The 25,464-nt window shown below is 67.8% G+C and carries 24 protein-coding genes; 17 read left to right on the top strand and 7 right to left on the bottom strand.

All coding sequences use genetic code 11. The features are described from left to right. Position 1: 1 nt before the first annotated feature. The 17 genes from fliF (at position 2) to RZN05_RS15830 (ending at position 15,291) form a co-directional block, all read left to right on the top strand. A complete protein-coding gene (gene fliF, locus RZN05_RS15910) occupies positions 2 to 1,660 on the top strand; it encodes a flagellar basal-body MS-ring/collar protein FliF (RefSeq protein ID WP_317227667.1) in 1,659 nt (552 codons plus the stop codon). Further along, positions 1,657 to 2,667, top strand: a complete 1,011-nt coding sequence (fliG, locus tag RZN05_RS15905) for a flagellar motor switch protein FliG (RefSeq protein WP_317227666.1) — start codon at positions 1,657 to 1,659, stop codon at positions 2,665 to 2,667. The genes fliF and fliG overlap by 4 nt, the downstream gene beginning before the upstream one ends. Beyond that, a complete protein-coding gene (locus tag RZN05_RS15900; protein WP_317227665.1) occupies positions 2,654 to 3,388 on the top strand; it encodes a FliH/SctL family protein in 735 nt (244 codons plus the stop codon). The genes fliG and RZN05_RS15900 overlap by 14 nt, the downstream gene beginning before the upstream one ends. Beyond that, complete coding sequence (locus RZN05_RS15895) at positions 3,382 to 4,713, top strand: FliI/YscN family ATPase (protein WP_317227664.1); 1,332 nt, start codon at positions 3,382 to 3,384, stop codon at positions 4,711 to 4,713. Before RZN05_RS15900 ends, RZN05_RS15895 begins: the two co-directional genes overlap by 7 nt. A gap of 26 nt (positions 4,714 to 4,739) precedes the next feature. Beyond that, a complete protein-coding gene (locus RZN05_RS15890) occupies positions 4,740 to 5,168 on the top strand; it encodes a hypothetical protein (RefSeq protein WP_317227663.1) in 429 nt (142 codons plus the stop codon). A 33-nt stretch (positions 5,169 to 5,201) separates the two neighbouring features. Beyond that, positions 5,202 to 6,563 carry a flagellar hook-length control protein FliK gene (locus RZN05_RS15885; RefSeq protein WP_317227662.1) on the top strand — a complete coding sequence of 454 codons (1,362 nt, stop codon included), beginning with the start codon at positions 5,202 to 5,204 and terminating at the stop codon, positions 6,561 to 6,563. 17 nt (positions 6,564 to 6,580) lie between these two features. Continuing rightward, complete coding sequence (locus tag RZN05_RS15880; RefSeq protein WP_317227661.1) at positions 6,581 to 7,201, top strand: flagellar basal body-associated FliL family protein; 621 nt, start codon at positions 6,581 to 6,583, stop codon at positions 7,199 to 7,201. Between the two features lie 33 nt (positions 7,202 to 7,234). Then, the gene (locus RZN05_RS15875) at positions 7,235 to 8,155 is read left to right on the top strand and encodes a FliM/FliN family flagellar motor switch protein (protein WP_317227660.1); all 921 of its coding nucleotides are present in this window, start codon (positions 7,235 to 7,237) and stop codon (positions 8,153 to 8,155) included. Then, on the top strand, positions 8,152 to 8,451 hold the full coding sequence (gene fliN / locus RZN05_RS15870) for a flagellar motor switch protein FliN (RefSeq protein WP_317227659.1): 300 nt from the start codon (positions 8,152 to 8,154) through the stop codon (positions 8,449 to 8,451). The genes RZN05_RS15875 and fliN overlap by 4 nt, the downstream gene beginning before the upstream one ends. After that, the gene (locus RZN05_RS15865; protein WP_077510526.1) at positions 8,448 to 8,702 is read left to right on the top strand and encodes a flagellar biosynthetic protein FliO; all 255 of its coding nucleotides are present in this window, start codon (positions 8,448 to 8,450) and stop codon (positions 8,700 to 8,702) included. Before fliN ends, RZN05_RS15865 begins: the two co-directional genes overlap by 4 nt. Further along, complete coding sequence (fliP, locus tag RZN05_RS15860; protein WP_317227658.1) at positions 8,702 to 9,517, top strand: flagellar type III secretion system pore protein FliP; 816 nt, start codon at positions 8,702 to 8,704, stop codon at positions 9,515 to 9,517. The genes RZN05_RS15865 and fliP overlap by 1 nt, the downstream gene beginning before the upstream one ends. A 2-nt stretch (positions 9,518 to 9,519) precedes the next feature. After that, positions 9,520 to 9,789: a flagellar biosynthesis protein FliQ gene (gene fliQ / locus RZN05_RS15855; protein ID WP_317227657.1), complete on the top strand. Its 270-nt coding sequence runs from the start codon at positions 9,520 to 9,522 to the stop codon at positions 9,787 to 9,789. Between the two features lie 3 nt (positions 9,790 to 9,792). Continuing rightward, the gene (gene fliR / locus RZN05_RS15850; RefSeq protein WP_317227656.1) at positions 9,793 to 10,563 is read left to right on the top strand and encodes a flagellar biosynthetic protein FliR; all 771 of its coding nucleotides are present in this window, start codon (positions 9,793 to 9,795) and stop codon (positions 10,561 to 10,563) included. Further along, positions 10,563 to 11,696 (top strand): flagellar type III secretion system protein FlhB, encoded by a 1,134-nt coding sequence (flhB, locus tag RZN05_RS15845; protein ID WP_317227655.1) that lies wholly within the window; start codon positions 10,563 to 10,565, stop codon positions 11,694 to 11,696. Before fliR ends, flhB begins: the two co-directional genes overlap by 1 nt. 42 nt (positions 11,697 to 11,738) lie before the next feature. Next, positions 11,739 to 13,145 (top strand): flagellar filament capping protein FliD, encoded by a 1,407-nt coding sequence (fliD, locus tag RZN05_RS15840; protein ID WP_317227654.1) that lies wholly within the window; start codon positions 11,739 to 11,741, stop codon positions 13,143 to 13,145. 4 nt (positions 13,146 to 13,149) lie between these two features. Continuing rightward, a complete protein-coding gene (locus RZN05_RS15835) occupies positions 13,150 to 13,548 on the top strand; it encodes a flagellar export chaperone FliS (protein WP_317227653.1) in 399 nt (132 codons plus the stop codon). A 69-nt stretch (positions 13,549 to 13,617) separates the two neighbouring features. Then, positions 13,618 to 15,291, top strand: coding sequence for an SDR family oxidoreductase (locus RZN05_RS15830; RefSeq protein ID WP_317227652.1), 1,674 nt, complete (start codon positions 13,618 to 13,620; stop codon positions 15,289 to 15,291). On the opposite strand, the gene RZN05_RS15825 is transcribed toward RZN05_RS15830, so the two are convergent. The 7 genes from RZN05_RS15825 to RZN05_RS15795 all read right to left on the bottom strand — a co-directional run bounded on the left by RZN05_RS15825 (position 15,280) and on the right by RZN05_RS15795 (position 24,991). Next, positions 15,280 to 15,951 (bottom strand): glutathione S-transferase family protein, encoded by a 672-nt coding sequence (locus RZN05_RS15825; RefSeq protein WP_317227651.1) that lies wholly within the window; start codon positions 15,949 to 15,951, stop codon positions 15,280 to 15,282. The two genes, RZN05_RS15830 and RZN05_RS15825, sit on opposite strands and share 12 nt — an antisense overlap. Before the next feature lie 45 nt (positions 15,952 to 15,996). Beyond that, positions 15,997 to 16,407 (bottom strand): hypothetical protein, encoded by a 411-nt coding sequence (locus RZN05_RS15820; protein WP_317227650.1) that lies wholly within the window; start codon positions 16,405 to 16,407, stop codon positions 15,997 to 15,999. A 67-nt stretch (positions 16,408 to 16,474) separates the two neighbouring features. Then, on the bottom strand, positions 16,475 to 20,983 hold the full coding sequence (gene gltB / locus RZN05_RS15815; protein ID WP_317227649.1) for a glutamate synthase large subunit: 4,509 nt from the start codon (positions 20,981 to 20,983) through the stop codon (positions 16,475 to 16,477). Next, complete coding sequence (locus tag RZN05_RS15810) at positions 20,983 to 21,621, bottom strand: DUF2059 domain-containing protein (RefSeq protein ID WP_317227648.1); 639 nt, start codon at positions 21,619 to 21,621, stop codon at positions 20,983 to 20,985. Before RZN05_RS15810 ends, gltB begins: the two co-directional genes overlap by 1 nt. Continuing rightward, positions 21,618 to 23,060, bottom strand: coding sequence for an NAD(P)-dependent oxidoreductase (locus RZN05_RS15805; RefSeq protein WP_317227647.1), 1,443 nt, complete (start codon positions 23,058 to 23,060; stop codon positions 21,618 to 21,620). Before RZN05_RS15805 ends, RZN05_RS15810 begins: the two co-directional genes overlap by 4 nt. Before the next feature lie 122 nt (positions 23,061 to 23,182). Beyond that, on the bottom strand, positions 23,183 to 23,983 hold the full coding sequence (locus RZN05_RS15800) for an undecaprenyl-diphosphate phosphatase (protein WP_317227646.1): 801 nt from the start codon (positions 23,981 to 23,983) through the stop codon (positions 23,183 to 23,185). 69 nt (positions 23,984 to 24,052) lie between these two features. Next, positions 24,053 to 24,991: a complex I NDUFA9 subunit family protein gene (locus RZN05_RS15795; protein WP_317227645.1), complete on the bottom strand. Its 939-nt coding sequence runs from the start codon at positions 24,989 to 24,991 to the stop codon at positions 24,053 to 24,055. Between the last annotated feature and the right edge of the window lie 473 nt (positions 24,992 to 25,464).

Here is a 25,464-nt window from a genome sequence, read left to right as displayed (position 1 = left end):
GATGAGCAACGCACTCGCCTCCATCGACGCCGCCGGAACGCCGGCTCGCGCCCCGCTCAAGCAGGTCACCGATCTGCTCGGCCAGCCCGCGGTCAAGCGCAGCCTGCCGCTCGTCTTCCTCGTCGGGATCGTCCTCGCCGGCTTCCTTGCCTGGTCGATGGTGTCGACCGCGCCGCAGCGTATCCTGTTCGCCAATGTGAGCGATGCCGACAAGGCGGCGATCACCAGCGCGCTCGAAGGCGCCAATATCCCCAACGCCATCGACGGCTCGGGATCGATCACCGTCGCCGAGGACGACTATCACAAGGCGCGGATGCTGCTCGCCAGCCAGGACCTGCCCAAGGCCTCGCCCGGCGGCTATGCGATCCTGGACAATCTGCCGATGGGCGTCAGCCGCGCGGTCGAGGGCGAACGCCTCCGCCAGGCGCGCGAGACCGAGCTCGCCCGCTCGATCCAGGAGATCGACGCCGTCGCCGAAGCGCGTGTCCATCTCGCCACGCCCGAGGCCTCGGCCTTCGTGCGCGATCGCGCCAACCCGACCGCCAGCGTCATCGTCAAGCTCCAGCCGGGGCGCGCGCTCGCCGAGGCCCAGATCCGCGCGATCGTCAATCTGGTCGCCGCCTCGGTGCCGGGGATGCAGCCCGATGCCGTGACGATCGTCGACCAGATGGGCGCGCTGCTTTCGAAGAACGGGGGCAAGGATGCCAGCGCCGGCGACACCCGCATCGATTTCCAGCGCCGTGTCGAGGACAAGTATCGCGAGCAGCTCGCCCAATTGCTGACCCCGTTGGTCGGCGCGGGCAATTTCACGGCCGAGGTGCAGGCCGAGGTCGATCTCGACGAGAGCCAGGCGACGCGCGAAAGCTATGACAAGCAGGGCCAGGTGATGCGCGCCGAGCAGGGCGCCTGGACCGGCACGTCGAAGGATGCGCAGGCGCCCGGCGGCATCCCCGGCACGCTCTCGAACACCCCGCCGCCTGCGAGCCAGCTCGCCGCACCCAATGCGGCCGCCACCCCGGCCGCGCCCGGTGCACCTGCCGCGGCGCCGCAGCCCCAGACCAAGCAGAGCGACAGCTTCACGCGCACCTATGAGACCGGCAAGGAAATCTCGGTCACGCGTGCCATGCCCGGCAATGTCCGCCGCCTGTCGGTCGCGGTGGTGCTGCGCGAGGAAGGCGGCAAGCCGCGCGCGCTAGCCGAGATCAACCAGTTGAACGAACTGGTCCGCGCAGCCGTGGGCTTCAACGCCGCGCGTCAGGACCAGGTCACCGTGATCAGCCGCAAGTTCAGCGCCGCCGCCGATTCCGCCAAGGACGGCCCGGCCTGGTACGAAGCCTCCTGGGTGCCGATGGCCGCGCGCAATGCGACTGCGCTGGTGATTGCGTTGCTCGTGCTGCTGCTCGGCGTGCGCCCGCTCACTAAGGCGCTGCTCAAGAAGCGCGAGGACGCGGCGCCGCGCCCGGGTCTGCCGATCGGCAATCCCAATGCCGCCGCCGCGGGCGACGCCGGCGCGCCGCTCCCCAGCGTGTCGATCGACATGCTAGAGGATCGCGGTAACAGCTATGACGATCGCGTCGGGCTGGTCCGCGGCTTCACGCGCGAGAACCCGGCGCGCGCCGCCTTGGCAGTGCGCGACATGATCAAGGCGGACGCGGCATGAACGCCCTGCGCAGCTTCACCGGCGTCGAGCGCGCCGCCGTGCTGATGATGCTCGTCGGCGAGGAGGAGGCCGCTGCCATCCTCCAGAAGCTCGAACCCGACGAGGTCCGCAATCTCGGCGCGGCGATGTTCACCGTCGCCGATGTCAGCGAGAGCGAGGTCGAGCAGGTGCTCGACGATTTCGTGTTCAAGGCGCGCAACCGATCGAGCGTGGTCTTCGATCCGCGTCCGCAGATCGAGGGAATGATGACCAAGGCGCTGGGCAGCGAGCGCGCCGAAGGCGTGCTTGCCCGGATCCTGCCGCCGGTCGCCGGCGCCGGGCTCGAGCAGCTGCAATGGTTCGAGCCCGAAGAAATCGCGTCGATGATCGCCGAGGAGCACCCGCAGATCGCCGCGGTGCTGCTCGCCCAGCTCGATGCCGAAGTCGCCGCGCAGGTGTTCGATCACTTGCCGCAGGACGTGCAGCCGCAGATCCTGCGCCGCGTCGCCAAGCTCGGCCCGGTGCCGCCCGAGGCGATCGAGACGTTGAAGGCGATGCTCGCGCGCCGCGCCGGGACCACCCGCAAGTCGGTCGGGCTCCAGCTCGGCGGCACGCGTGAGGCTGCCAAGATCCTGTCGGGCGCACGGAAAGTCACCGAGCAGCGCGTGATGCCCAAGCTCGCCAAGATCGACCGTGAGGTCGCCCGCGCGATCGAGGAGGCGATGTTCGTCTTCGACAATCTGCTCGAGCTCGACGACAAGAACCTCTCCACCCTCATCCGCAGCATCGATGCCGATGTGCTCACCAAGTCGCTGAAGGGCGTCGAGGAAGACGTCCGCAACCGCTTCCTCGGCTGCATGTCGAGCCGCGCAGCCGACGGCATCCGCGACGAGATGGAAGCGCGCGGGCCGATGAAGCTCGCCGACGTGCTCGAAGCGCAGAAGGTGATGATCGCCGTCGCGCGCGGGCTGGTGAAGGACGGCACGCTGCAGATGCCGGGCAAGGGCGGTGACGATGACTATGTCTGAATTCGCCCCAGGCTTTGCCGGGCGCATCCAGGCCGCGGCGCATGTGCTGCACCGCGCGTTCGGTGAGGATCACGCCTTCGCCGCCGCCGATGTCGGCAGCATCGGCCGCCGCGGCTTCGCCGATCCGGCGCCGGCCGCGCCGCGTCATTTCTCTCCCGCCGATCCGGGCGTCAACCCGACCGAAGGCTGGGATCCCTTCGCCACCGAGGTGCCGGCGGCGACGCACGATTTCATCGATCCGGTCGCTGCCGCGCGCGAGGCCGGCTATGCCGAGGGCCACGCCGCCGCGCTCGCCGAAATCCACGAGGCGAAGGCGCGCGAGGCTGCGCTGCTCGACCAGGTCTCGACCGCGCTCGCCACCGGCGCGCATTTCGATCGCGAGCGCATGGCGGGACACCTGCGCCAGACCGTGCTCCATCTCGTCCAGCGGATGATCGGCGAGGCCGGCGTCGCGCCCGATGTGCTGGCCGGGCGCGTCCATGCCGCGGTCGAGCTGCTCAGCGATCATGCCGAATCGGCGCTGTTGCGGCTGCATCCCGACGATGTGCCGCTGGTCCAGGGCCGGCTTCCCACGACGGTGTTCCCCGTCGGCGATCCGCATGTCGCGCGCGGCAGCTTCGTCATCGAAAGCGCCTCGACGATCGTCGAGGACGGTCCCGACATCTGGCTCGAGCAACTGGCCCAGGCCATCGATCGCGTGCCGATCCCGCCTCTATGCTGAACCCCAACTTCGCCGAGCAGTATCTCGACGGGCTGGGCTGCGGCGATTTCGCCCCGCATGCCAAGGTCTCGGGCCGGCTGTCTTCCTATGACGGGTTGCTGATGGAGGCTATCGGCCTGTCGCTGCCCGTCGGCACCGTCTGCGCGATCGGCGATGGCGCCAGCCGAGTCGAGGCCGAAGTGATCGGCTTCCGCGCCGGCCGCACGCTGATGATGAACCTCGGCGGCCCCGCGGCGCTGCTTCCCAACGCCCCGGTCCGGCCGATCGGCCCCCCGGGTGAAGCCGAAGTCGGCGCTGCGCTGCTCGGCCGCGTCGTCGATGGCGCGGGCAAGCCGATCGACGGGCTCGGCGCGATCCGTGGCGCGGGCAAATGGCCGCTTGCAGGCAAGCTCCAGTCGCCGCTGGACCGTGGAAGGGTTCTCGAGCCGCTCGATGTCGGCGTGCGCGCGATCAACGGGCTGCTCACCATCGGCCAGGGCCAGCGCGTCGGCATCATGGCGGGCTCGGGCGTCGGCAAGTCGGTGCTGCTCGGGATGATCGTGCGCGCCGCCCAGGCCGACGTCGTCGTGGTCGGGCTGATCGGCGAGCGTAGCCGCGAAGTCGCCGACTTCCTCGAGACCAAGGTTTTCGGGGATGCCCGCGCGCGCTCGGTGGTCGTCGCGGTCCCCGCCAATCATTCGCCGGTGCTCCGCATCCGCGGCGCGCTTCGCGCGACCGCCATTGCCGAAGCCTTCCGCGCCGAGGGCAAGAAGGTCCTTCTGATCATGGATTCGCTGACCCGCGTCGCGCATGCCGGGCGAGAGATCGGCCTCGCGCTTGGCGAACCGGCCAGCGCGCGGGGGTATCCGCCCTCGGCGATCGCGATGCTGCCCAGCCTGATCGAGCGCGCGGGCACTTGCGTCGCCTCGGGTGGGTCGATCACTGCGATCTACACCGTACTCGCCGATGGCGATGATGGCAACGATCCGGTCGTGGACAGCGCCCGCTCGATCCTCGACGGCCATATCGTGCTCAGCCGCGCGCTCGCCGAACGCGGCGTCTACCCTGCGATCGATCTCGGCCCCTCGGTCAGCCGCGTGATGACCGACATCGCCGAGAAACCCCATCTCCACGCCGCGCGCGTGCTGCGTCGCCACCACGCGACCTATGAGGAGAATCGCGATCTCGTGCTGATGGGCGCCTATCGCCCCGGCGCCGATCCCGAGATCGACGCGGCGATCGCCTGTCATCCCGCCGTAATGGAATATATCCGCCAGGGCTCCGACGAAGTCGTGACCTTGCCCGACGCCGTCGCCGAGCTGACCGGGGTGTTCGGCGATGCGTAGGGTTGGGTCGGTGCTGAACCGCCAACATGCCTAGGAGCACGAAGAAGCTCGATCGGCTGCTCCGCGTGCGGACGCTCCAGCTAGACCAGGTCCGCGCCGCAGAGGTCCACGCGCGCGTCAAGCTCAACCAGGAAGAGACGCTGCGCGAGCGCATCCATTCGCTGGCAGCCAATGTTGCTCCTGCGCCTACGCCCACACCGACGTTCGCAACGTCCCTGATCGCTGCCGCGCATTATCGCGACCGGCTCCACCAATCGGCCCATGCCGCCGAGCGCCGCGTCGATGTTGCGCACCAGGGCCTCGCCTCGGCACGCGCGGCGACCCAGGAAGCGCGCCGAGACCAGAGCGCGATCGAGAAGCTGATCGAGCGCGAGGATGCCAGGGCCGCGCTCAAGGCCTTGCGCGATCTCGAAGCGCTGCCGGCCAGCGCTAAAAAACGGCACGATATTTGCTGAACATCCGGCGATGGATTTTCACCGGGGGGTTTCTTGATCCAGCTTTCGTCTCTTCTGCCCGCGATCCCGCACGGGCCGGTCCGCCCGGCCGCGCTCGATCCCGCCGGCGCCAGCAGCTTCGCGCTCGCGATGACCGCACTGGCGGCGCCGCGCGTCGCGCTGCCGCCGCCGCTCGATGGCGATGCCGATCCGCTGCTACCCGCCCGGCAGCCGCTTGCCGAGGGCGGCAAGGATTTGCCGGAGGACCTGGGTGAGGGCGACGCCGAAACCGATTCGCCTGCCGATGACCCGGACCTCGCCGAAGATACGGCGTTTGCCTGGTTCGCAATGCCGTTGCCGGCGGAGACCGCGCCGCCGACCCCGGCCAAACCGTCGATGCCGGTCGAGGGCGCCACAGCAGAGCCGATGGCGATCGCCACTCCACCCGCGGTGCCGGTCCCTGCCATGGCGACACCCTTGGTGCCGATGCCGGGCGACCCCGAGCAGCCCATCGCTGGCGCTGAGCCGGCCGTGACGGCAGCCGCGCTCGTCCCCCCGGCACTGCCCGAAGCCACGGCCGCGACTGCGCTTGGTATCGAAGGCGCGCCGATCGATGTGGCTTCGCTCGAAACCGTCCCCGTCCCAGCCGCCACAGTCGGCGGCGCCGTCCAGGAAGCGCCGCGTGTGCGCGTCGCCGCGCCACGGGCGACAGTGCCGCCTGCCGAAGACGCTCCCGCGGCGCCGCATATCGAGGCGCCGATTCGCGAGGCTCCGGCGCCGCTGCCACCCTCGGCGCCACGGCCTGCCCAATTCCAGCCGGCAACCGCGCCGGTCGCGCCGCCGACCGTGACGCCCCAGCTTGCAGCGGCGATCGAGGCGGCGGCATTGGGCGCGCCTGCGGTCTCCGCCCCGTCGCGCCGCGCGCCGGCGATCGAGGCTGCGGTGATCGCGCTCGCGCCTTCCGCCGATTCGGTGCGTCCGCATGCCGTCGCGGCCGCCGCCGATGTCGAGCAGAGCATGATCGACATGCGGCGCCAGGAATGGATGGGCCAGATGGTCGAGCAGATCGAAGCGCTGCGCGACGCCGCGCCGCTGCGCGAGACGCGGCTCAGCCTCGCGCCCGAGGCGCTGGGCAAGGTCGACATATCGATCCGCCAGGAGGGCGAGCACGTCCATGTCCATTTTGCCACCGAGACCCAGGCGGCACGCCAGCTCATCGCCGACGCCCAGCCGCGGCTGGGCGAGCTCGCCGAAGCGCGGGGGATCAAGCTCGGCCAGACCAGCTTCGAGAGCGGCACCGCCGGGCAGGGGGGCCGCGACGGCCGCGAGGCGTTCGCCCAGCCGCAATCGACGAAGCCGCGCCCCGCACCGTCCGAATCCGCCGTCGGCACGCCCGACGATGACCGCATTGCCTGAGATCAACGGAGACCCGCATGTCCGACAAGACCGATACCCCCGCCGCACCGCCCAAGAAGGGCAAGAGCAAATTGCTGATCCTGCTCGGGCTGCCGATCGTGCTGCTCGGCACCGGCGGCGGTGCCGCGGTGTACGGCATGCAGGCCGGCTGGTTCAGCGTGAAGCCGGAGGAAGCCGAATCGAACGAACCCAGGCTGCTCCCCAAGAGCGAGGAGAAGCGCGCTGCGGCCAAGGCGGAAGGCGGCGAGGGGCATGGTGCGGAAGGCGGCGGCGAGGGCAGCCATGGCAAGCCTACGCCCAAGGGCGAGGGCGGCGACAAATATGCCTCGAGCTATTACCCGCTCGAAAAGGAATTCACTTCGAATCTCCAGGACAGCGTTCACTTCATCCAGGTCGGCATCGCCGTCTCGACGCCCTATGACGGGCGCGTCCTCGAGAACATCAAGACCCACGAGATCGCGATCCGATCGCAGGTGCTGATGGCGCTCGGCGAGACCAGCGAGGACGAGGTGTTCACCGCCGAGGGCAAGCGCCACATCCAGGAGCGCCTCGCCAAGGCGATCAACGGCGTGCTCAAGGAAAAAGAAGGTTTCGGGGGCGTAAGTAACGTCTACTTTACCAATTTCATTGTTCAGTGAACGGGCATGGTTAACGCCCCTTCAGACATCGGCATGACCGAACGGCGGGAACGCCCCCGGACCGGCGCGGAACACGCGCCGGTGCTAGGCAGCGCGAGTCTCAATCCGTTCGGCGACCTCGTCACGCTGCAGCACCTTTGCGCGCGGCTGGCCAAGGCGTTGAAGCCGGTGTTCGATGGGGTCGCCCGCGCCGATCTGCGCAGCTGGGCAGAGCCGCTGTCGGTCCAGCGCTGGTCGGACTATCGTGCCGAGCGTGGCCACGGACTCACCGGCTGGCAGCCGCTGGCAATGGGGGCCGCGCGGGCGCGTGTGCAGCTTGCCTTCGACGCGAAGCACCTGTTCGAATTGCTCGACGCGTTCTTCGGCGGCGACGGCGACGCGCCCGATCCGCTGCCTGTCGAGTTCACGCCGGCCGCCGAAGCGCTCGCGCTGCGCCTTGCCGGGCTGGTCGCCGCGCCGCTCGAGGCCGCTTGGGAGCCACTGACCAAAGTCGGTTTCCGCGCGGTCGAGGCCGGCACGCTCGGCGCGCTTCCCGAATTCGCTGCTGACGAGCCGGTGATCGTCACCCGCTTCGGCCTCGCGCTCGGCGACCGCAAGCCGGCGTTCGTCGACATCCTCTATCCCGTCGCCGCGCTCAAGCCGCACGGCGCCGCGCTGACGGTCAAGGTCCACGGCGTCCCTGCCGAGGTCGAGCCTCAGTGGCGCAGCGGCCTGACCCGCGCCGTGATGGGCGTGCGTTTCCCGATCCGCTCGGTGCTTGCGGAGCCGGTGGTCTCGCTCGGGCGCCTGCTCGAACTGCGCGAGGGCGATGTGATCCCGATCGATTTCGGCCCCGAGGTTCCTGTGATGGTGGCGTCGCGCCGCCTGGGCACCGGTCTCGTCGGCACCGCCAACGGCCGCGCGGCCGTCCGGCTCACCCAGCTTGAAGAGCTTTGCGAAGAGGATTTCCGATGAACGACATGGCCGGGGGTTTCCCCGTCGATACCGCGGTAGCCGCCAATTTCCGGCTGCTCCAGGATGTCGACGTCAAGCTCACCGTCGAGATCGGCTCGACTTCGCTGTCGCTGCGCGAGCTACTCGCGCTCGGCGAGGAAAGCGTTATCGAGCTCGACCGCGACGCCAACGAACTGCTCGACATCTTCGTCAACGGCACGCTGATCGGCCGCGGCGAAGTCGTTACCGTCGGCGAGAAGTTCGGCGTCCGCATGACCGAGCTGGTCAGCCCGGAGAAGCGGACCGCGCGCGCATGATGTGGTCCTACATCCTCAAGCTGGTGATCCTGCTCCCGCTCGTCTGCGGGCTGCTGATCGGCTGCTTGTACGCATGGCGCAAGCTCGAGGCGCGGTTGCCCAAGAACCAGGGCACCCGGATGGTCCAGGTCAAGGAAACGATGATGCTGGCGCCCGGCCTCCGTCTCGCCGTGGTCGAGTTCGAGGGGCAGAAATTGCTCGTCTCGGTCAGCCGCAGCGGCGTCACGCTGGTCGACAAGGCCGCAGGCTGATGTTCGCCAATCTCACTGCACCTCGGGCGATCGGCGGCCGCGCCGTGCTGTTCGTCGGGCTGCTTGCCTTTTTCGTGCTCTTCGCCGCGCCGGCATTCGCCCAGGCGGTGCCCGCGCCGGCACCCGTTCCCGGCGTGGGCGACGCAGTCGATCGCGCGCTCGGTGACCTCGGCGGTGGCGATGCACCACTCAGCCTGTCGCTCCAGGTCCTCATCATCATGGGCCTGCTCACGGTGCTGCCGGGCATCCTGCTGATGATGACCAGCTTCACGCGGATCATCATCGTGCTGTCGGTGCTCCGCCAGGCGCTCGGGCTCCAGCAGACCCCGCCCAACCAGGTGCTGATCGGCCTGTCGCTGTTCCTCAGCTTCTTCGTGATGGCGCCGGTTATCAACCAGGCCAACACCACCGCGATCCAGCCGTACGCCGCCGGCCAGATCAGCGCGACCCAGATGATCGAGGGTACGGGCAAGGCACTCCACGGCTTCATGATCAAGCAGACGCGCAACCGCGACGTGAAGATGTTCGCCGACATGGCCAAGGTCGGGCCGTTCGCCAGCCCCGCCGACGTGCCCTTCTCGGTGCTGCTCCCGGCCTATGTGACGAGCGAACTCAAGACCGCGTTCCAGATCGGCTTCCTGATCTTCCTGCCCTTCATCGTCATCGATCTCGTCGTCGCCACCGTGCTGATGAGTCTCGGCATGATGATGATGTCGCCGACGATCATCTCGCTGCCGTTCAAGCTCCTCCTGTTCGTGCTGGTCGACGGCTGGGCGCTGACGATGGGCAGCCTCGCTGCGAGCTTCGCGACCTAGAAATGGACGCCGATTATTTCCTGACGATCGCGCGCGAGGCGATGTGGGTGGTCGCGCTCGCCGCGGCGCCGATCCTGATCCCGGCTTTGCTCGCCGGCCTGATCCTCGGCATGGTCCAGGCGGCGACGTCGATCCAGGAACAGACGCTGAGCTTCGTCCCCAAGCTGATCGTCGTGGCGGTGAGCCTGGTGATCTTCGGCGGCATGATCCTCGGGCTGCTCGGCGACTTCACCGTGAGCATCTTCGAGCGCATTCCGGATCTGGTGAAATAACCGATGATGGGCTTCGGCCTCTCGATCGAGCCGCAGCTCTGGGCGCTGCTATTCGCGATGGTGCGGATCGGCGCGGCGTTCATCGCCGCACCCGTGTTCAGCGCCGTCGCGATCCCGTTGCCCGCGCGCATCGCGCTCACCGGCGCGATCGGCGTGCTCGTGCTCAACACGACGAACATAACCCCGCCCGCCGAGATCTTCTCGCTCACCACGATGCTCGCCATCGCTGCCGAGGCGTTGATCGGCCTCGCGCTCGGCTTCGTCCTCCAGATCGCCTTTGCAGCACCCATGGTTGCCAGCGAAGTCATCGGCATGTCGATGGGCCTGGGTTTCGCCAACGCGGTCGACCCCAATAGCGGCACCGCCACTCCCGCGCTCGGCCAGTTCCTGTCGCTGCTGCTGACCCTGCTGTTCCTCGCGGTCGACGGCCACCTCGTCCTCGTCGATCTGGTGGTACGCAGCTATGAGGCGATGCCGCCCGGCGCCTGGCTCGCGCCCGAGCGGCTGCTCGGCATCGCGCTGTTCGGCGGCTATGTCTTCCTCGCCGGACTGCTGCTCGCGCTGCCGGTCGGCTTCCTGTTGCTTTGCCTCAACGTCGTCGTCGGGATGCTCAGCCGCGCCGCGCCCGCGCTCAACCTGTTCGCCGTCGGCCTGCCCGCCAGCCTCGCGGTCGGCGTCGTTGCGATCCTGCTCGCGCTTCCCGCGATGAGCGACTACCTCCTTATCATCATCCGCGAGGCGCTCGACGCCGCGCCGCGCCTGGTGCTCGGCTGATGTCGGAGAGCTTCGGCGAAAAGACGGAAGCCCCAACCGCCAAGCGCAAGCGCAAGGCGGTAGAGGAAGGCCAGCTCCTCAAGTCGAAGGATTTCGGCACCGCGCTGGTGGTGCTGATCGGCTGCGTCTGGATGGCGTTCTTCGGCCCCGCGCTGATCGGCGCGTGCCGCGAAGTGATGACCGCGAGCCTCTCGTTCGGCCGCGGCGATGTCGAGCATTTCGAGCCGTGGCGTCCGCTGGCGTCGGCCGGATGGAAGCTCGCCCCGTCGCTGGCCGCCTTGTTCGTCCTCGCAGTCGCCGGCGCGATCCTCAGTCAGGCCGGGCTCGGCTCGATCGGCTGGAACAACAAGATGTTTGCGCCCAAGGGCTCGCGAATCAACCCGGCGTCGGGGCTCAAGCGGATGTTCGGCCCCACCGGCTGGATCGAGCTCGGCAAGTCGCTGCTCAAGGTCACGCTGCTCGGCGTGATGGGCTATTGGATGCTGCGTGCGATCACCCGCCAGTCGCTGGGCCAGGTCGCCGGGGACTTGAACGCCGCGATCGGCACGCTCGGCAGCCAGTTCGTCACCTTGATGTTCGTGATGGCCGCGGGGCTGCTGATCATCGCGGGGATCGACCTGCCGATCCAGATGATCCGTCATTTCCGCCATCTCCGCATGACCAAGCAGGAGGTCAAGGACGAGCACAAGGAAAGCGAAGGCTCGCCCGAGCTCAAGGCGCAGCAGCGGCAACGCCAGCGCGAGATCCTCAAGGGCGGCTATCGCAAGACGGTCGGCACCGCGCATGTCGTGCTCACCAACCCGACGCACTTCGCGGTCGCGCTGCGCTACGACCAGGGCAAGGACCAGGTGCCGGTGGTGGTCGCCAAGGGCCGCGGCCAGACCGCGCTGGCGATCCGCGAGCTCGCCGCGGAATTCGAAGTGCCCGTGCTCGAATACCCCCAGCTCGCCCGCGCGGTCTATTACACCAGCCGCGAGGGGCAGGAGGTTCGCGACGACCTCTATCATGCGATCGCGATCGTCCTCGCCTTCGTGTTCGGGATCAACGCGTCTGGCCGCGCCCAGCCGCCGGTCACCGTCCCGCCCGGCGCGCTGTTCGACGAGAACGGCCAGAAAATCGGCGCGCCCGCCTAAAGATCGCCCACGCGCGGCCGTTGATGGGAAGAGGGGGACTGCATGGCCATCGAATCGATCGCAAAGACGCTGGGCACCGGTTCGGGGGTCGACGTCACCGCGCTGGTCAACGGGCTGGTCGAGGCGAGCTTCGCCAACAAGAATGCCGCGCTCACCGCCAAGACCGAGAAGCTCACTGCGCAGATCTCCAAGGTCAGCGAGCTCAAGAGCACGATCAGCGACTTCGCCTCGGCGCTCGCCGCGCTCACCGCGGGCGGCACGCTCGCTACCCAGCCGACCAGCTCGAAGACCGACATCGTCACCGCGACGCGGCTCGCCGGCGCCGATCTCACCGGGCTCAACGCTTCGGTCGAAGTGCGCCAGCTCGCGCAGGGCCAGGTCGCCAGCACCGATCCCTTCGCCGGCGGCGACACCACCGTGGTCGGCACCGGCACGCTTACCCTGACCTTCGGCACCGCCACCGTCTCGGGCACGTCGATGACGGCGTTCACCGCCGGCCCCGCCGCGCCGATCAGCATCACGATCGATTCGGAGCACAACACGCTCGCCGGCGTCGCCCAGGCGATCAACGCGGCCAATGCCGGCGTCACCGCCTCGATCATGACCGACAGCAGCGGCGCGCGACTGGTGGTCAAGGGCGCCACCGGCGCGTCGCAGGCATTCCAGCTCAAGGGGAGCAGCCAGCTCACCGAGCTCGATATCGGCCGCAACGAGACCGGATCGGACATCAACAGCGTCGCACAGGACGCGATCGTCGCGCTGGACGGCGTCCAGACCCGCTACACCACCAACAGCATCTACGGGCTTGTCGAGGGCGTCCGGCTCGATCTGGTCTCGGCTGCGGTCGGCACCAAGGTCAATATCGGCGCCAGGGCCCCGACCACCGAGATCGCCCAGTCGGTCACCAACTTCGTCGAGACCTTCAACGAGGTCTACAAGATGGTGAAGGCCGCGACCAACCCGGTCGACGGCCCGCTGCGCGGCGATCCCGCCGCCAAGGATCTGCTCCGCCAGTTGAAGGGGCTGACGCTCGCCACGCTGGTTGCCGACGCCGGCGCCGATGCGCCGCGCTCGCTCGCTGATATCGGCGTCGCGACCCAGCGCGACGGCACGCTCAGCGTCGATACCGCGCGGCTCGGCAAGATGATGACCAGCTTCCCCAGCGAGATCGAAGCGATCTTCGCGCAAGGGACCGGGCTCACCAAGGCGCTGTCCGACATCGCCAGCAAGGCGACGCATCGCGAGACCGGGCTCGGCGTCAGCGAAGCCAATTACACCAAGGCGCAGGACAAGGCCGCCGAGGAAAAGGACGACATCCTCGCCGCGACCGAGAAGATGCGCACCCGCATGACCCAGCAATTTGCCGCGATGGATGCCAAGGTGGCGGCGTACAAGTCGACCCAGAGCTTCCTCGAACAGCAGATCAAATCGTGGAACGGCGGCAATTGACGTCATGACGCGCTACGCCACCGCCCTCGCCAATCCCGCCGCCACCTATCGCCAAGTCGATCTGGCCGGCCGCACCACCGGCGCCGATCCGCATCGCCTGGTCGGCCTGCTCTACGAGGAAGGCGTCTCCGCCCTCCGCGCCGCCGCCTGCGCCGCCGAAACCCGCCAGTTCGCGATCAAGAGCGAACGCGTCGCGCGTGCGACGGCTATCCTGTTCGCGCTCGAGGCGGGCCTGGATTTCGAAGCAGGCGGCGACGTCTCGCGCACCCTGGCGAGCTTCTACCACGGCCTGCGCCAGCAGGTGCTCCAGGCGAGCCTGGGGACCGATCCCGCACCGTTCCGCGAGGCGGCGGGGAGTTTGGAGGAGATCGGCGGGGCCTGGGCGAGCGTCCGGGCTTCCTGACGGATCGACCCGGAGCGTCGCATCGCGCTACGACAGCCTAAATCCACGCAAACGGGGCTCGGCAGCGCAGTGAAGATTCTAATCCTCGGCGGTTACGGTGTGTTCGGCGGGAGGCTCGCGGAGCTGCTGTCCGACCTTGCCGGGCTGGAACTTCTGATCGCCGGCCGCAGCGGGTCCAAGGCGGAGGCCTTTTGCGCGCATTATCGCGGTACCGCGCAGGTTCGGCCGCTGCGGCTCGACCGCCTGGATATCGTCGCGGCGCTCGAGGTGCACCAACCCGATCTCGTGGTCGACGCGTCGGGGCCCTTCCAGGAATATGGCAACGATCGTTATAGCGTGATCGTCGCCTGCATTGCCGCCGGGATCGACTATCTCGATTTCGCCGACGCCGCCGATTTCGTGTTCGGCGTGCCGCAGTTCGATGCTCAGGCGAGGGCGGCGGACGTGTTCGTGCTGTCGGGCATCAGCAGCTTTCCGGTGCTGACCGCAGCCGTGCTGCGCGAGATGGCAAAGACAATGGAGGTGGTCGCCGTAGAAGGCGGCATCGCGCCGTCGCCCTATGCAGGGATCGGCCTCAACGTCATGCGTGCGGTGGTCGGCTACGCTGGCGCACCGGTCCGGCTGCGGCGTGGCGGCAGCGACTCGCACGGCGTCGGGCTTGCCGAGAGCAGGCGCTTCACAATTGCGGTGCCGGGCCGGCTGCCGCTTCGGAACCTCCATTTCTCGCTGGTCGATGTTCCCGATCTGCGAGTGATTCCCCCGGAACATCCGACCATGACCGATATCTGGATGGGCGCCGGCCCGGTCCCGGAAGTGCTCCACCGGGCACTCAATCTGCTCGCCAAGGCGCGTGCGCGATTCGGCTTGCCGTCCCTGGTACCACTGTCGCGGCTGTTCTACGCGGTGCTCAACGCGATGCGCTTCGGGGAGCATCGCGGCGGCATGTTCGTCCGCGCGAGGGGAGTCGCCCATGGGGTGGCCGTGCAACGCAGCTGGCACCTGCTCGCCGAGGGAGACGATGGCCCGTTTATTCCATCGATGGCGGTCGAGGCGGTAGTGCGCAAGTTGTTGGCAGGAGATCGACCGGTTGCTGGCGCGCGCTCGGGTGTCGATGCACTCGAGCTTGCCGATTATGACGCATTGTTCGAAGGCAGGGCCATTTTCACCGGCTTTCGCGACGATGATCTTCGCGCGCCGCTCTACCCGGCGATCCTCGGTCCCGCCTTCGCGATGCTACCGCCGCGGGTGCGCGAACTGCATGACAGTGCAACCGCGCGGCGCTGGAGCGGCCGTGCCGAGGTACGGCGAGGTAGTGGCATTATGGCACGGTTGCTGGCTGGGCTTATCGGCTTCCCAGAACCCGCGCCGGAGGTTCCCGTCACGGTCGACTTCGCGCCGGAGGGCGACGCCGAGCGGTGGACACGCGATTTTGGCGGAAGGCGATTCGCTTCGGTACAGGCGCCCGGTATCGGTCGGAACGCGCACCTGCTGATGGAGCGCTTCGGGATCGCGTCGTTCGCGCTCGCGCTCGTCGTGGACGGCGATCGCCTGTTGCTCGTCCCGCGCCGCTGGTCGCTACTGGGTGTGCCGATGCCGCGCTTCCTGCTGCCGCGGGGAATCAGCTTCGAGACCGAGCAGGACGGCGTGTTCCGATTCGATGTCGAGATTTCAGCACCGCTCGTGGGACTGATCGTCGCCTATAAGGGCGCGCTAACCCCCGACGCCAACCCGCTAGAGGTCTAGCTTCTCATAATCCGCAGGCGGTGGGATCCCTTCCATCCGCTCGGCGAGCAGCGGGCGGAAGCTCGGGCGGCTCTTCATGCCGATATACCAGCGCTTGGCCTGGTCGTGGCTCTTCCAGTCGATCCCGCCCAGATAGTCGGCAATCGATATCTGCGCCGCGGCAGCCAGGTCGGCGAGACTCATCGTCGGGCCCGCGAGCCAGGTGCGGTGGTCGAGCAGGTAATCGATGTAATCGAGATGCGCGACCGCGGCCTTCATCGCCTCGCGCAGCGCCTTGGCGTCGGGCGCGACCTTGTGCACCACGCGCTTGATCATCCGCTCGTGGAGCAAAGGCGCGGTGATGTCGCCATAGAAATGATGGTCGAACCAGATCACCAGTCGGCGGATCTCGGCGCGGTCGGTCGCGGTGCCGTTGATCATCGCGTTCTTGCTCACCGTCTCTTCGATGAACTCGCAGATCACCGTCGAATCGATCAGCGTCACCCCGCGCTCGGTATCGACCATCACCGGCACCTGGCCGGTCGGGTTCAGGTCGAGGAACTCGTCGCGTCGCAGCCACGGCGATTCGCGCACCGGCTCATAGCCGACGCCCTTCTCGCCGAGCAGCAGGCGGACTTTCCGCGAGAACGGACAAAGCGGGAATTGGAGGAGCTGCCACATGCAGCCCGTATCTAGTGCAGACGCGCGGCGCGTCCAGCCGATGCGTCAATAATCCTCGCCATAGGCGGCGCTGAGCCCCGACAAGGCATCGCGAAGCCGATCCGCAGTGCGCGCAAGCTCGCCCGACATCGCCATCGCGTCGCCCGCAACCACGCCGACGCCGGCAACCGCGCGGCGGGTCTGCTCGTGCAGCCGCGCCTCGAACGCGGGATCGCGGCGGCGCTGGACGTCGCGCAGCGTGTCGGTCGGGCGGATGCCTTCGCGCGGATCGGCATAATGCGCCAGCGGCCCGACGCGCGTATCGAGCACGATCCCCGCCAGCGCGCTCATCGCCATCGCGACGCCTTCCTGGACCATCGGATCCTGGAGCCGCTGCACGGCGTCGGCCTCGCGCGTCTGCGCGGCGGCGGGCAGGGCGATCGCGCAGAGCGCGGCGGCGATGGGAACCAGACGCATGACATTCTCCCGAGTCGGCAGGAACGCCTTATACATCAATCCCAACGGCTTAGCACGCGATGAACGGCTATTCCGCCGCGACCAGCTCGACTTCGTCGCTCAGCGGATGCGGCAGGCGAGTCAGCATCTCCTTGGGTACGACCTGCCAGAAATGGCCGACCACGCGGTCCCAATCCTCAAGGATACCGCGCGACCATTTGCTGTCGGTCGCCTCGGCATGGGCGCGAATCAGATCGCGAACACGCCCCTCCCAATGCGCCGAGCCCAGTCGCCGCCAGGTGATGTTCTCAGGGTTGGCGCGGCCCTCGAAGCTGCCATCGGCGTCGTAGACGAACGCCATGCCGCCGGTCATCCCCGCGCCGAAGTTCATCCCCACCTTGCCGAGCACTACCGCGACGCCGCCGGTCATGTACTCGCACCCGTTCGCGCCGCAGCCCTCGACCACCACTTCGGCGCCCGAATTGCGCACCGCGAAGCGCTCGCCCGCCTGGCCCGCGGCAAACAGCCGGCCCGACGTCGCGCCGTAGAGCACGGTGTTGCCGATGATCGTGTTGTCCTGCGATGCGAGCGGCGAGCTCACCATCGGGCGGACGACGATGACGCCCCCCGACAACCCCTTGCCGACATAGTCGTTGGCGTCGCCGAACACTTCCAACGTGATGCCCTTGCACAGGAACGCACCGAGCGACTGCCCCGCCGAGCCGCGCAGGCGGACCTGAACGTGGTTGTCGTTAAGCGTCGACATCCCGAACTTCCGCGTGACTTCGCTCGAAAGCCGCGTGCCTACCGCGCGGTGCGTGTTGCGGACGCTGTAGGTCAGCTGCATCTTCTCGCCGCGTGAGAACACCGCCGCCGCGTCGCGGATCATCTGCGCGTCGAGGCTGTCGGGTACTTCATTGCGGAAGGTGCCCAGGCTGAAGCGCCGCTCGCTCTCGTCGGCATCGACCTTGGCGAGGATCGGGTTCAAGTCGAGATCGTCGAGATGCTCGGCGCCGCGGCTGACCTGGCGCAGCAGCTCGGTGCGGCCGACGATCTCGTCGAGGCTCTTATAGCCCAGCTTGGCGAGGATCTCGCGGACTTCCTCGGCGATGAAGGTCATCAGGTTGATGACGCGCTCGGGCGTGCCGACGAACTTCTCGCGCAGCTTCGCGTCCTGGGTGCACACGCCGACGGGGCACGTGTTCGAATGGCACTGGCGGACCATGATGCAGCCCATCGCGACCAGGCTCAGCGTGCCGATGCCGAACTCCTCGGCGCCGAGGATGGCGGCGATGACGATGTCGCGCCCGGTCTTGAGCCCGCCATCGGTGCGCAGCACGACGCGGCCGCGCAGCCCGTTGAGGGTGAGCGTCTGGTTGACTTCGGTCAGCCCCATTTCCCACGGCGTGCCGGCATATTTGACCGACGTCTGCGGGCTCGCGCCGGTGCCGCCGACATGCCCGGCAACGAGGATCACGTCTGCGTGGGCTTTTGCGACACCCGCCGCGACCGTGCCGATGCCGGCGGAGGACACCAACTTGACGCACACCCGCGCCCGCGGATTGATCATCTTCAAGTCGTAGATGAGCTGCGCCAGGTCCTCGATCGAATAGATGTCGTGGTGCGGCGGCGGGCTGATCAGCGTCACGCCGGGCGTCGCATGGCGCAGCTTGGCGATGAATTCGGTGACCTTGAAGCCGGGCAGCTGGCCGCCCTCGCCGGGCTTTGCGCCTTGGGCCACCTTGATCTCGATCTCGTCGCACGCGTTGAGATATTCGGCGGTCACCCCGAAGCGCCCCGACGCGATCTGCTTGATCACCGAATTGGCGTTGTCGCCATTTTCGTACGGCGTGTAGCGGATCTTGTCCTCGCCGCCCTCGCCCGAAACCGCCTTGGCGCCGATGCGGTTCATCGCGATGGCGAGCGTCTCGTGCGCTTCGGGCGACAGCGCGCCCAGCGACATGCCCGGGGTGACGAAGCGCTTGCGGATCTCGGTGATCGCCTCGACCTGCTCGATCGCCACGCCTTCGTTGGGAAAGTTGAACTCGAGCAAGTCGCGCAGATAGACCGGCGGCATGTCGCGCACGCCGCGCGAGAATTGCAGGTAGCTCGAATAGCTGTCGGTCGAGACCGCAGTCTGCAGCAGATGCATCAGCTGCGCCGAATAGGCATGCGTCTCGCCACCGTGGCGCTGGCGATAGAAGCCGCCGATCGGCAGCGTCGCGACGCCGCGGTCATACGCCGCCTCGTGGCGCATCATCGCGCTCAGATGGAGCGAGGCATAGCCTTCTCCCGAGATCTTGGCGGGCATGCCGGGGAACAGGTCGTTGACCAGCGCGCGGCTCAATCCGACCGCTTCGAAGTTATAGCCGCCGCGATACGACGAGATCACCGCGATGCCCATCTTCGACAGGATCTTGAGCAGCCCCTCGTCGATCGCCTTGCGGTGGCGCTTGAGGCAGTCCTTCAGGCTGATGTCGCCGAACAGCCCGCGCGCCTGGCGATCGGCGATCGACGCCTCGGTGAGATAGGCGTTCACCGTGGTCGCGCCGACGCCGATCAGCACTGCATAATAATGCGTGTCGAGGCATTCGGCGCTGCGGACGTTGACCGAGGCGTAGCTGCGCAGGCCGCGGCGAACGAGATGGGTGTGCACCGCGGCTGCGGCGAGCACGCCCGCGATCGCGACCTTGGTCTCGTCGCAATGCTCGTCGGTGAGGAACAGCTCGGTGCAGCCGGCGCGGACCGCCTGTTCGGCCTGGCTGCGGATGCGGGTGATCGCGGCGCGCAATGCATCGGGCCCGCCCTTCGCCTCGAAGGTGCAGTCGATCTCGGCCGATTGCGTGCCGAAATGCGCGCGCAGGCGATGCCAGTCGGCATTGGTCAGCACCGGGCTCTCGAGTACGAGCACGCGGCTCGGCGCGCCTTCGGTGTCGAGGATGTTCGCCAGGTTCCCGAAGCGGGTGCGCAGGGTCATCACCTGGCGCTCGCGCAGCGAGTCGATCGGCGGGTTGGTGACCTGGCTGAAATTCTGGCGGAAGAACTGACTGATCAGCCGCGGCTTGTCCGAGATCACCGCGAGCGGGGTATCGTCGCCCATCGATCCGATCGCTTCCTTCGCGGTCTCGACCATCGGCGCAAGGATCAGCTCCATGTCCTCGAGCGTCTGGCCGGCGGCGACCTGGCGGCGCGTCAGCTCGGCGCGGTCATAGCCGGCCTCATCGGCAATGGCGGGAAGGTCGTCGAGGGTGAGGAATTCGCCGATCATCGCGGCATAATTCGCCTCCCCGGCGATGCGGTCCTTGATCGCGGTATCGTCGAACAGCACGCCGTTATCGAGATCGACCGCGATCATCTGCCCCGGGCCCATCCGGCCCTTGGCGACGACGCTGGTCTCGGCGACCTGGACCATGCCCGTCTCCGATCCGACGATCAGCAACCCGTCGGAGGTCTGGGTATAGCGCAGCGGGCGCAGCGCGTTGCGGTCGACGCCCGCCACGGCCCAGCGCCCGTCGGTCATCGCCAGCGCCGCGGGGCCGTCCCACGGCTCCATCACGCTGGCGAGATACTTGTACATCGCGAGGTGCGATTCGGGGGTGTCGTTGTCGTCCCACGCCTCGGGTACCAGCATCAGCTTGGCGGTCGGCGCGTCGCGCCCCGAACGGCAGATCGCCTCGAACACCGCGTCGAGCGCGGCAGTGTCGGATGCGCCCGCCGGGATCACCGGCTTGATGTCCTCGCTCTGCTCGCCGAAGGCGATGCTCGCCATCTTGATCTCGTGGCTGAGCATCCAGTTCTTGTTGCCGCGGATCGTGTTGATCTCGCCATTGTGCGCAAGGCAGCGGAACGGCTGCGCCAGCCACCATTGCGGGAAGGTGTTGGTCGAATAACGCTGGTGGAAGATCGCCACCCGGCTGGTGAAGCGCTCGTCCTTGAGATCGGGGTAGAACTCGCTGAGGCTCTCGGCGAGGAACAGCCCCTTGTAGATGATCGAACGCGTCGACAGCGAGCAGATGTAGAAACCGCTGATCTGCGCGGCGATCACGCGCTTCTCGATCCGGCGGCGGATCAGATACAGGTTCTTCTCGAACTCGGCCGCATCGACCGCGTCGGGCTCGGGCCCGGCGATCATGATCTGCTCGATCTCGGGGCGCGTCGCCTGCGCCTTCATCCCGATGACCGAGACGTCGACCGGCACCTGGCGCCAGCCATAGATGGTGTAGCCCGCCTCGATGATCTCCGATTCGACGATCGTGCGGCAGTCCTCCTGCGCGCCCAGATCGGTGCGCGGCAGGAAGATCATCCCCACGGCGAGGCGATTGGGCAGCACGCGATGCCCGCCCGCGGCGATCGCATCGTCGAAGAAGCGCACCGGCAGATCGACATGGATGCCCGCGCCGTCGCCGGTCTTGCCGTCGGCGTCGACGGCGCCGCGGTGCCACACCGCCTTCAGCGCATCGATCGCCGACTGGACGACGCGGCGCGACGGCTGGCCGTCGGTCGCCGCGACCATGCCCACGCCGCAGGCATCGCCTTCGAAGTCGGGGCGGTACATGCCCTCGCGGGCAAGGCGGGTACGTTCGCTCTCGATGGTCATCACTCGTCCTCGGCCTCAAGCTCGGGTTCGCTCGGCTTAGGCGCCGGCGGCAGATGCGCGGTTTCCTTTTCGACGCGCTCCATGATCGCCGGCATCGCGCGCATCATCTCGGGCGCCGCGGCCGACATTTCCTGCATCATCTCGGGGTCCATAAAGGTCAGCAGATAGTCCTTCGCGAACGCCGTGCCCGAGGGCGTCGCGAAGAAGCCGTCGAGGTCGTTGAGTTGCTGGAGCGTGAACCGCCGCGCGAACGACTTGCCGAGCGCCGAGCGGACGCGCGGCTCGAGCTTGTCCATCAGCTTGCCCATCTCCTCGCCCATCACGCGGGTCATGATCTTCAGGCGCTCGCGAAACGCGGGGTCCTTCTCGGCGGCGGCCTGCTCGAGCGTCTTGCCCTTGCCTTCGCCGAGCTGGTCGGCAGATATCCCGCTCATCTGCGCGATCATCGCGTCCATCATCTGTGGATAGGCATCGCGCATCATCCGGAGGTACACGCCTTCCGGCACCAGCTTGGCCACCACCTTCTGCGCGACGGCGAGCCGGGCGGGGTCGGGCGCGGCGGTCGTCGTGGTAGGGGTGGGCGCGGCCTGGCCCGGCGTCGCGAGCGTCAGCGCGAGTGCGGAAAGAATTGGGGTCATGCTGCCACCTTCGCGTCGGCCGCCTTGGTTTTGAGATATTTATGCATATGCGCCGCAACGTCGCGGCCATCGCGGATCGCCCAGACCACCAGGCTCGCGCCGCGAACGATGTCGCCCGCCGCGAACACGCCGTCGAGGCTGGTCATCATCGACTTGCCGTCGGTGCGCAGCGTGCCCCAGCGCGTGACGCCGAGGCCTTCGGCGCCGAACAGCTTGGGCAGGTCCTCGGCCTCGAAGCCGAGCGCCTTGATGACCAGGTCGGCGGGCAGCTGGAACGCGCCGCCCGGATCGACTTCGGGTGCGCGGCGGCCCGAGGCGTCGGGCGCGCCGAGCCGCATCTTCGTCGCACGCACGCCGGTGACCTTGTCGCCGCCGTCAAAGGCTTCGGGGCCGGAGAGCCAGACGAACTCGACGCCTTCCTCCTCGGCATTGGCCACCTCGCGCTGCGATCCCGGCATGTTGGCGCGGTCGCGGCGATAGAGGCACTTCACCGAAGCCGCGCCCTGGCGGATCGCGGTGCGGACGCAATCCATCGCGGTGTCGCCGCCGCCGATCACCACGACGTTCTTGCCCTGCGCGTTCAGGCTGCCGTCGTCGAAGGCGGGGACCACGTCGCCGAAGCTCTTGCGGTTCGACGCGGTCAGATAGTCGAGCGCCTCGACGATGCCCCTGGCGCCGACGCCGGGCGCCTTGATCCCGCGGGTCTTGTAGACGCCGGTCGCGATCAGAATGCCGTCATGCTTGGCGCGTAGCTGGTCGAGCGTCGCGTCGCGGCCGACCTCAAAGCTGGTGTGAAAGGTGATGCCCGCCTCGGCGAGCCGCGCGACGCGCCGCATCACCACTTCCTTCTCGAGCTTGAAGCCTGGGATGCCATAAGTGAGCAGGCCGCCGGCGCGATCGTGCCGGTCATAGACATGGACGTCATAGCCCAGCTCGCGCAGATACTCGGCGGCGCTGAGCCCCGCCGGGCCCGCGCCGATGATCCCGATCGACTGGCCGCGCGCCGGGCCGACCTTGACCGGCTCGACCCAGCCTTCTTCCCAGGCCTTGTCGGTGATGAACTTCTCGACCGATCCGATCGTCACGGCACCGTGGCCCGAGAATTCGATCACGCAATTGCCTTCGCACAGCCGGTCCTGCGGGCAGATGCGACCGCAGATCTCGGGCATGGTCGAAGTGCTGTTCGACAGCTCGTACGCCTCGCGCAGCCGGCCCTCGGCGGTGAGGCGGAGCCAGTCGGGAATGTGGTTGTGCAGTGGGCAGTGCACCGAGCAATAGGGCACGCCGCATTGCGAGCAGCGCCCCGCCTGCGCCTCGGCATCGGGCACGGCATAGCGTTCCGCGATCTCGCGAAAGTCCTCCGCACGGAGTTCGGCCGAGCGCTTCTCGGGGTATTGCTGCCCACGCGCCACGAATTTAAGCATCGCATCATCTGCCATGCTGCGGCCCTTATGCCAGCATGATCGGCTAATAAAGCAGTAATGCTGTCCTATTTGGGCAGTTTTCTACGGCGGCAAGACCGGCCGCAAGATTATTGCGCCATTAAGGGTCCGTTTCGGCCTTATCGGAGCGAGAGCCAGATCAGCGCGGCGCCGCCGGCGACGATCCGATACCAGGCAAACGGCGCAAAGCCGTGCTTGGTCACTACCGCCAGGAACGCCTTTACCACTGCCAGCGCAACCACGAAGGAGACTACGAACCCCACCGCGATCAGCCCCATGCTGTCCGCAGTGACCGCATCACGATGCTTGTAGAGCTGGAGCACGGTCGCGCCGGTCAGCGTTGGCAGCGCAAGGAAGAAGCTGAAATCGGCGGCGGTACGGCGGTCGATCCCCAGCGCCATTGCGCCCATGATCGTCGCGCCCGACCGGCTCACGCCCGGGATCATCGCGATGCACTGGACCAGCCCGATCTTGACCGACTGCATCGTCGAGACGCCCGAGATGCCCAGCACGTTGGTCGTCTTGGCGAATCGCTCGACGACGAGGATCGCGACGCCGCCGACGATCAGCGCCCAGGCGACGACCTTGGCATTCTCGAGCAGCGCGTCGATCTGGTCGCCGAAGGCGAGCCCGAGCACCACGGCGGGGATGAAGGCGATGAGCAGGTTGCGGACGAATGCCACCGACGACGCTTCCCAGCGGAGCAGTCCCTTGCTCACGGCGAAGAAGGTGCGCCAATAGAGTACGACGATCGCCAGGATCGCGCCGGGCTGGATCGCGATGTTGAACACCGCCCAATGCGCCGCGTCATATCCCATCAGTTCGCTGGCGAGGATCAAATGCCCGGTCGACGAGACCGGCAGGAATTCGGTGATGCCTTCGACGATGCCAAGCAGGATCGCCACGAGAAGTTCGGACATGTACGCAGGGGCCTCTCGTTCACACGGGCGCCGGCCCGCGGCCGCCGCCCCAATTCGGGGAGTGTCGGTTCAGGCGGCGGCGCCGAGCCGGCCGAACCGGCCGTGGCGCCGGAAGCGGACGAGCCAGGCCGGTGCGACGGTCGCGAGCGGCGTCGGGGTGATCCCGAACGCGGCAAAGCCTTCGCTGCCGGCCGCGGCGACATTGTCGTGCTGGAGCATCAGCCATTGGTCGCGGGTGATCGGGGCGCCGGGCAGCGCGCCGAACGTCGCGATCAGCCCGCCCAATGCATCGGGCAGCGCGACGAATCGGTCGGGTCGGCCGATCGTCGCGGCGATCCAGCGATGGAGCTCGGCCATCGTCACCACATCGGGGCCGCCGAGCTCGTAGAGGTGTCCGCCATAGGTGGCGGGATCCTCGATCGCCTTTACTACCGCCGCCGCGACGTCGGCGACATAAGCAGGCTGGAAGCGCGCTTCGCCGCGAAGCACCGGCACAACCGGTGCTGCGGCGATCAGCCCGGCGAATCGGTTCACGAACGCATCCTCGCGCCCGAACATCACCGAGGGGCGCAGGATGGTGGCATTGGGGAAGGCGCCCAGCACGGCCTGTTCGCCCTGCGCCTTGGAGCGTCCATAGGCCGAATCAGAATCCGAATCGGCGCCGATCGCCGAGATATGGACGAGCGCGGTCGCACCGGCATTCCGAGCCGCCTCGGCGACGTTGCGTGCGCCGTCGACATGGACCTTCTGCATCGCGCTGCCGAAGGTGCCGGCGAGATTGACCACCAGATCCGATCCTTCGATCGCGCGGGCGACGCTGTCGGCGCGGGTGGTGTCGGTCGCGGCGAACTGGGTCTGGCCGAGCCCGCCCTGGGTCTTGAGGAACCAGGCGTCGCGCGGCCGCGTCTGCGCGATGCGGACGCGGGCTCCTGCGCGATAGAGTTCCTGTGCGACATAGCGCCCCAGAAATCCGCCGCCGCCGATCAGCGTTACCAGCCTGTCCTTCATATATGCCTCTTACGTCCTAGCGAGCCGCTCCCATGCCGCGTGGCCACCCAAACGGCAAGTCGCCCGGGAGGCAGGTCGAGGCGCACGCGCGACGTTCGAGTCGGCGGCGGGGCGAGTCGTCCCTGCAGGGAATGCAGCGATCGCGCGTACAAGCGCCTGCGGAAAGGGCTAGAATTACGGCGCCGCCATATATAGAGTGGCGACTGGCGGGTTGGCGCGGGAATGCGTGCGGGAAAACGACATAAAAGTCGCGGATCTGTCACTTTTTTCGATTCTGTGGGTTGACGGTTGCGGGGGACCCTCATAAATGCCCTCTCACCGCAGCGGCGGCCCACACGGGGCGCTGGAGTGGTCACCAAAAACCAGGCGCACGGTTCGCCCCGAGAAAAAGGGGTAGGCTGGGGCGTCGGTGTTTTGCGCTCTTTGACATTGTTGAATTGATGAAGGGACATGTGGGCGGCGGCTCCTGGTCT

Origin of the sequence: Sphingomonas sp. HF-S4 (genome assembly GCF_032911445.1) — a bacterium.
GTDB lineage: Bacteria > Pseudomonadota > Alphaproteobacteria > Sphingomonadales > Sphingomonadaceae > Sphingomonas > Sphingomonas agrestis.
This window is presented reverse-complemented; position numbering and strand designations above follow the sequence as displayed.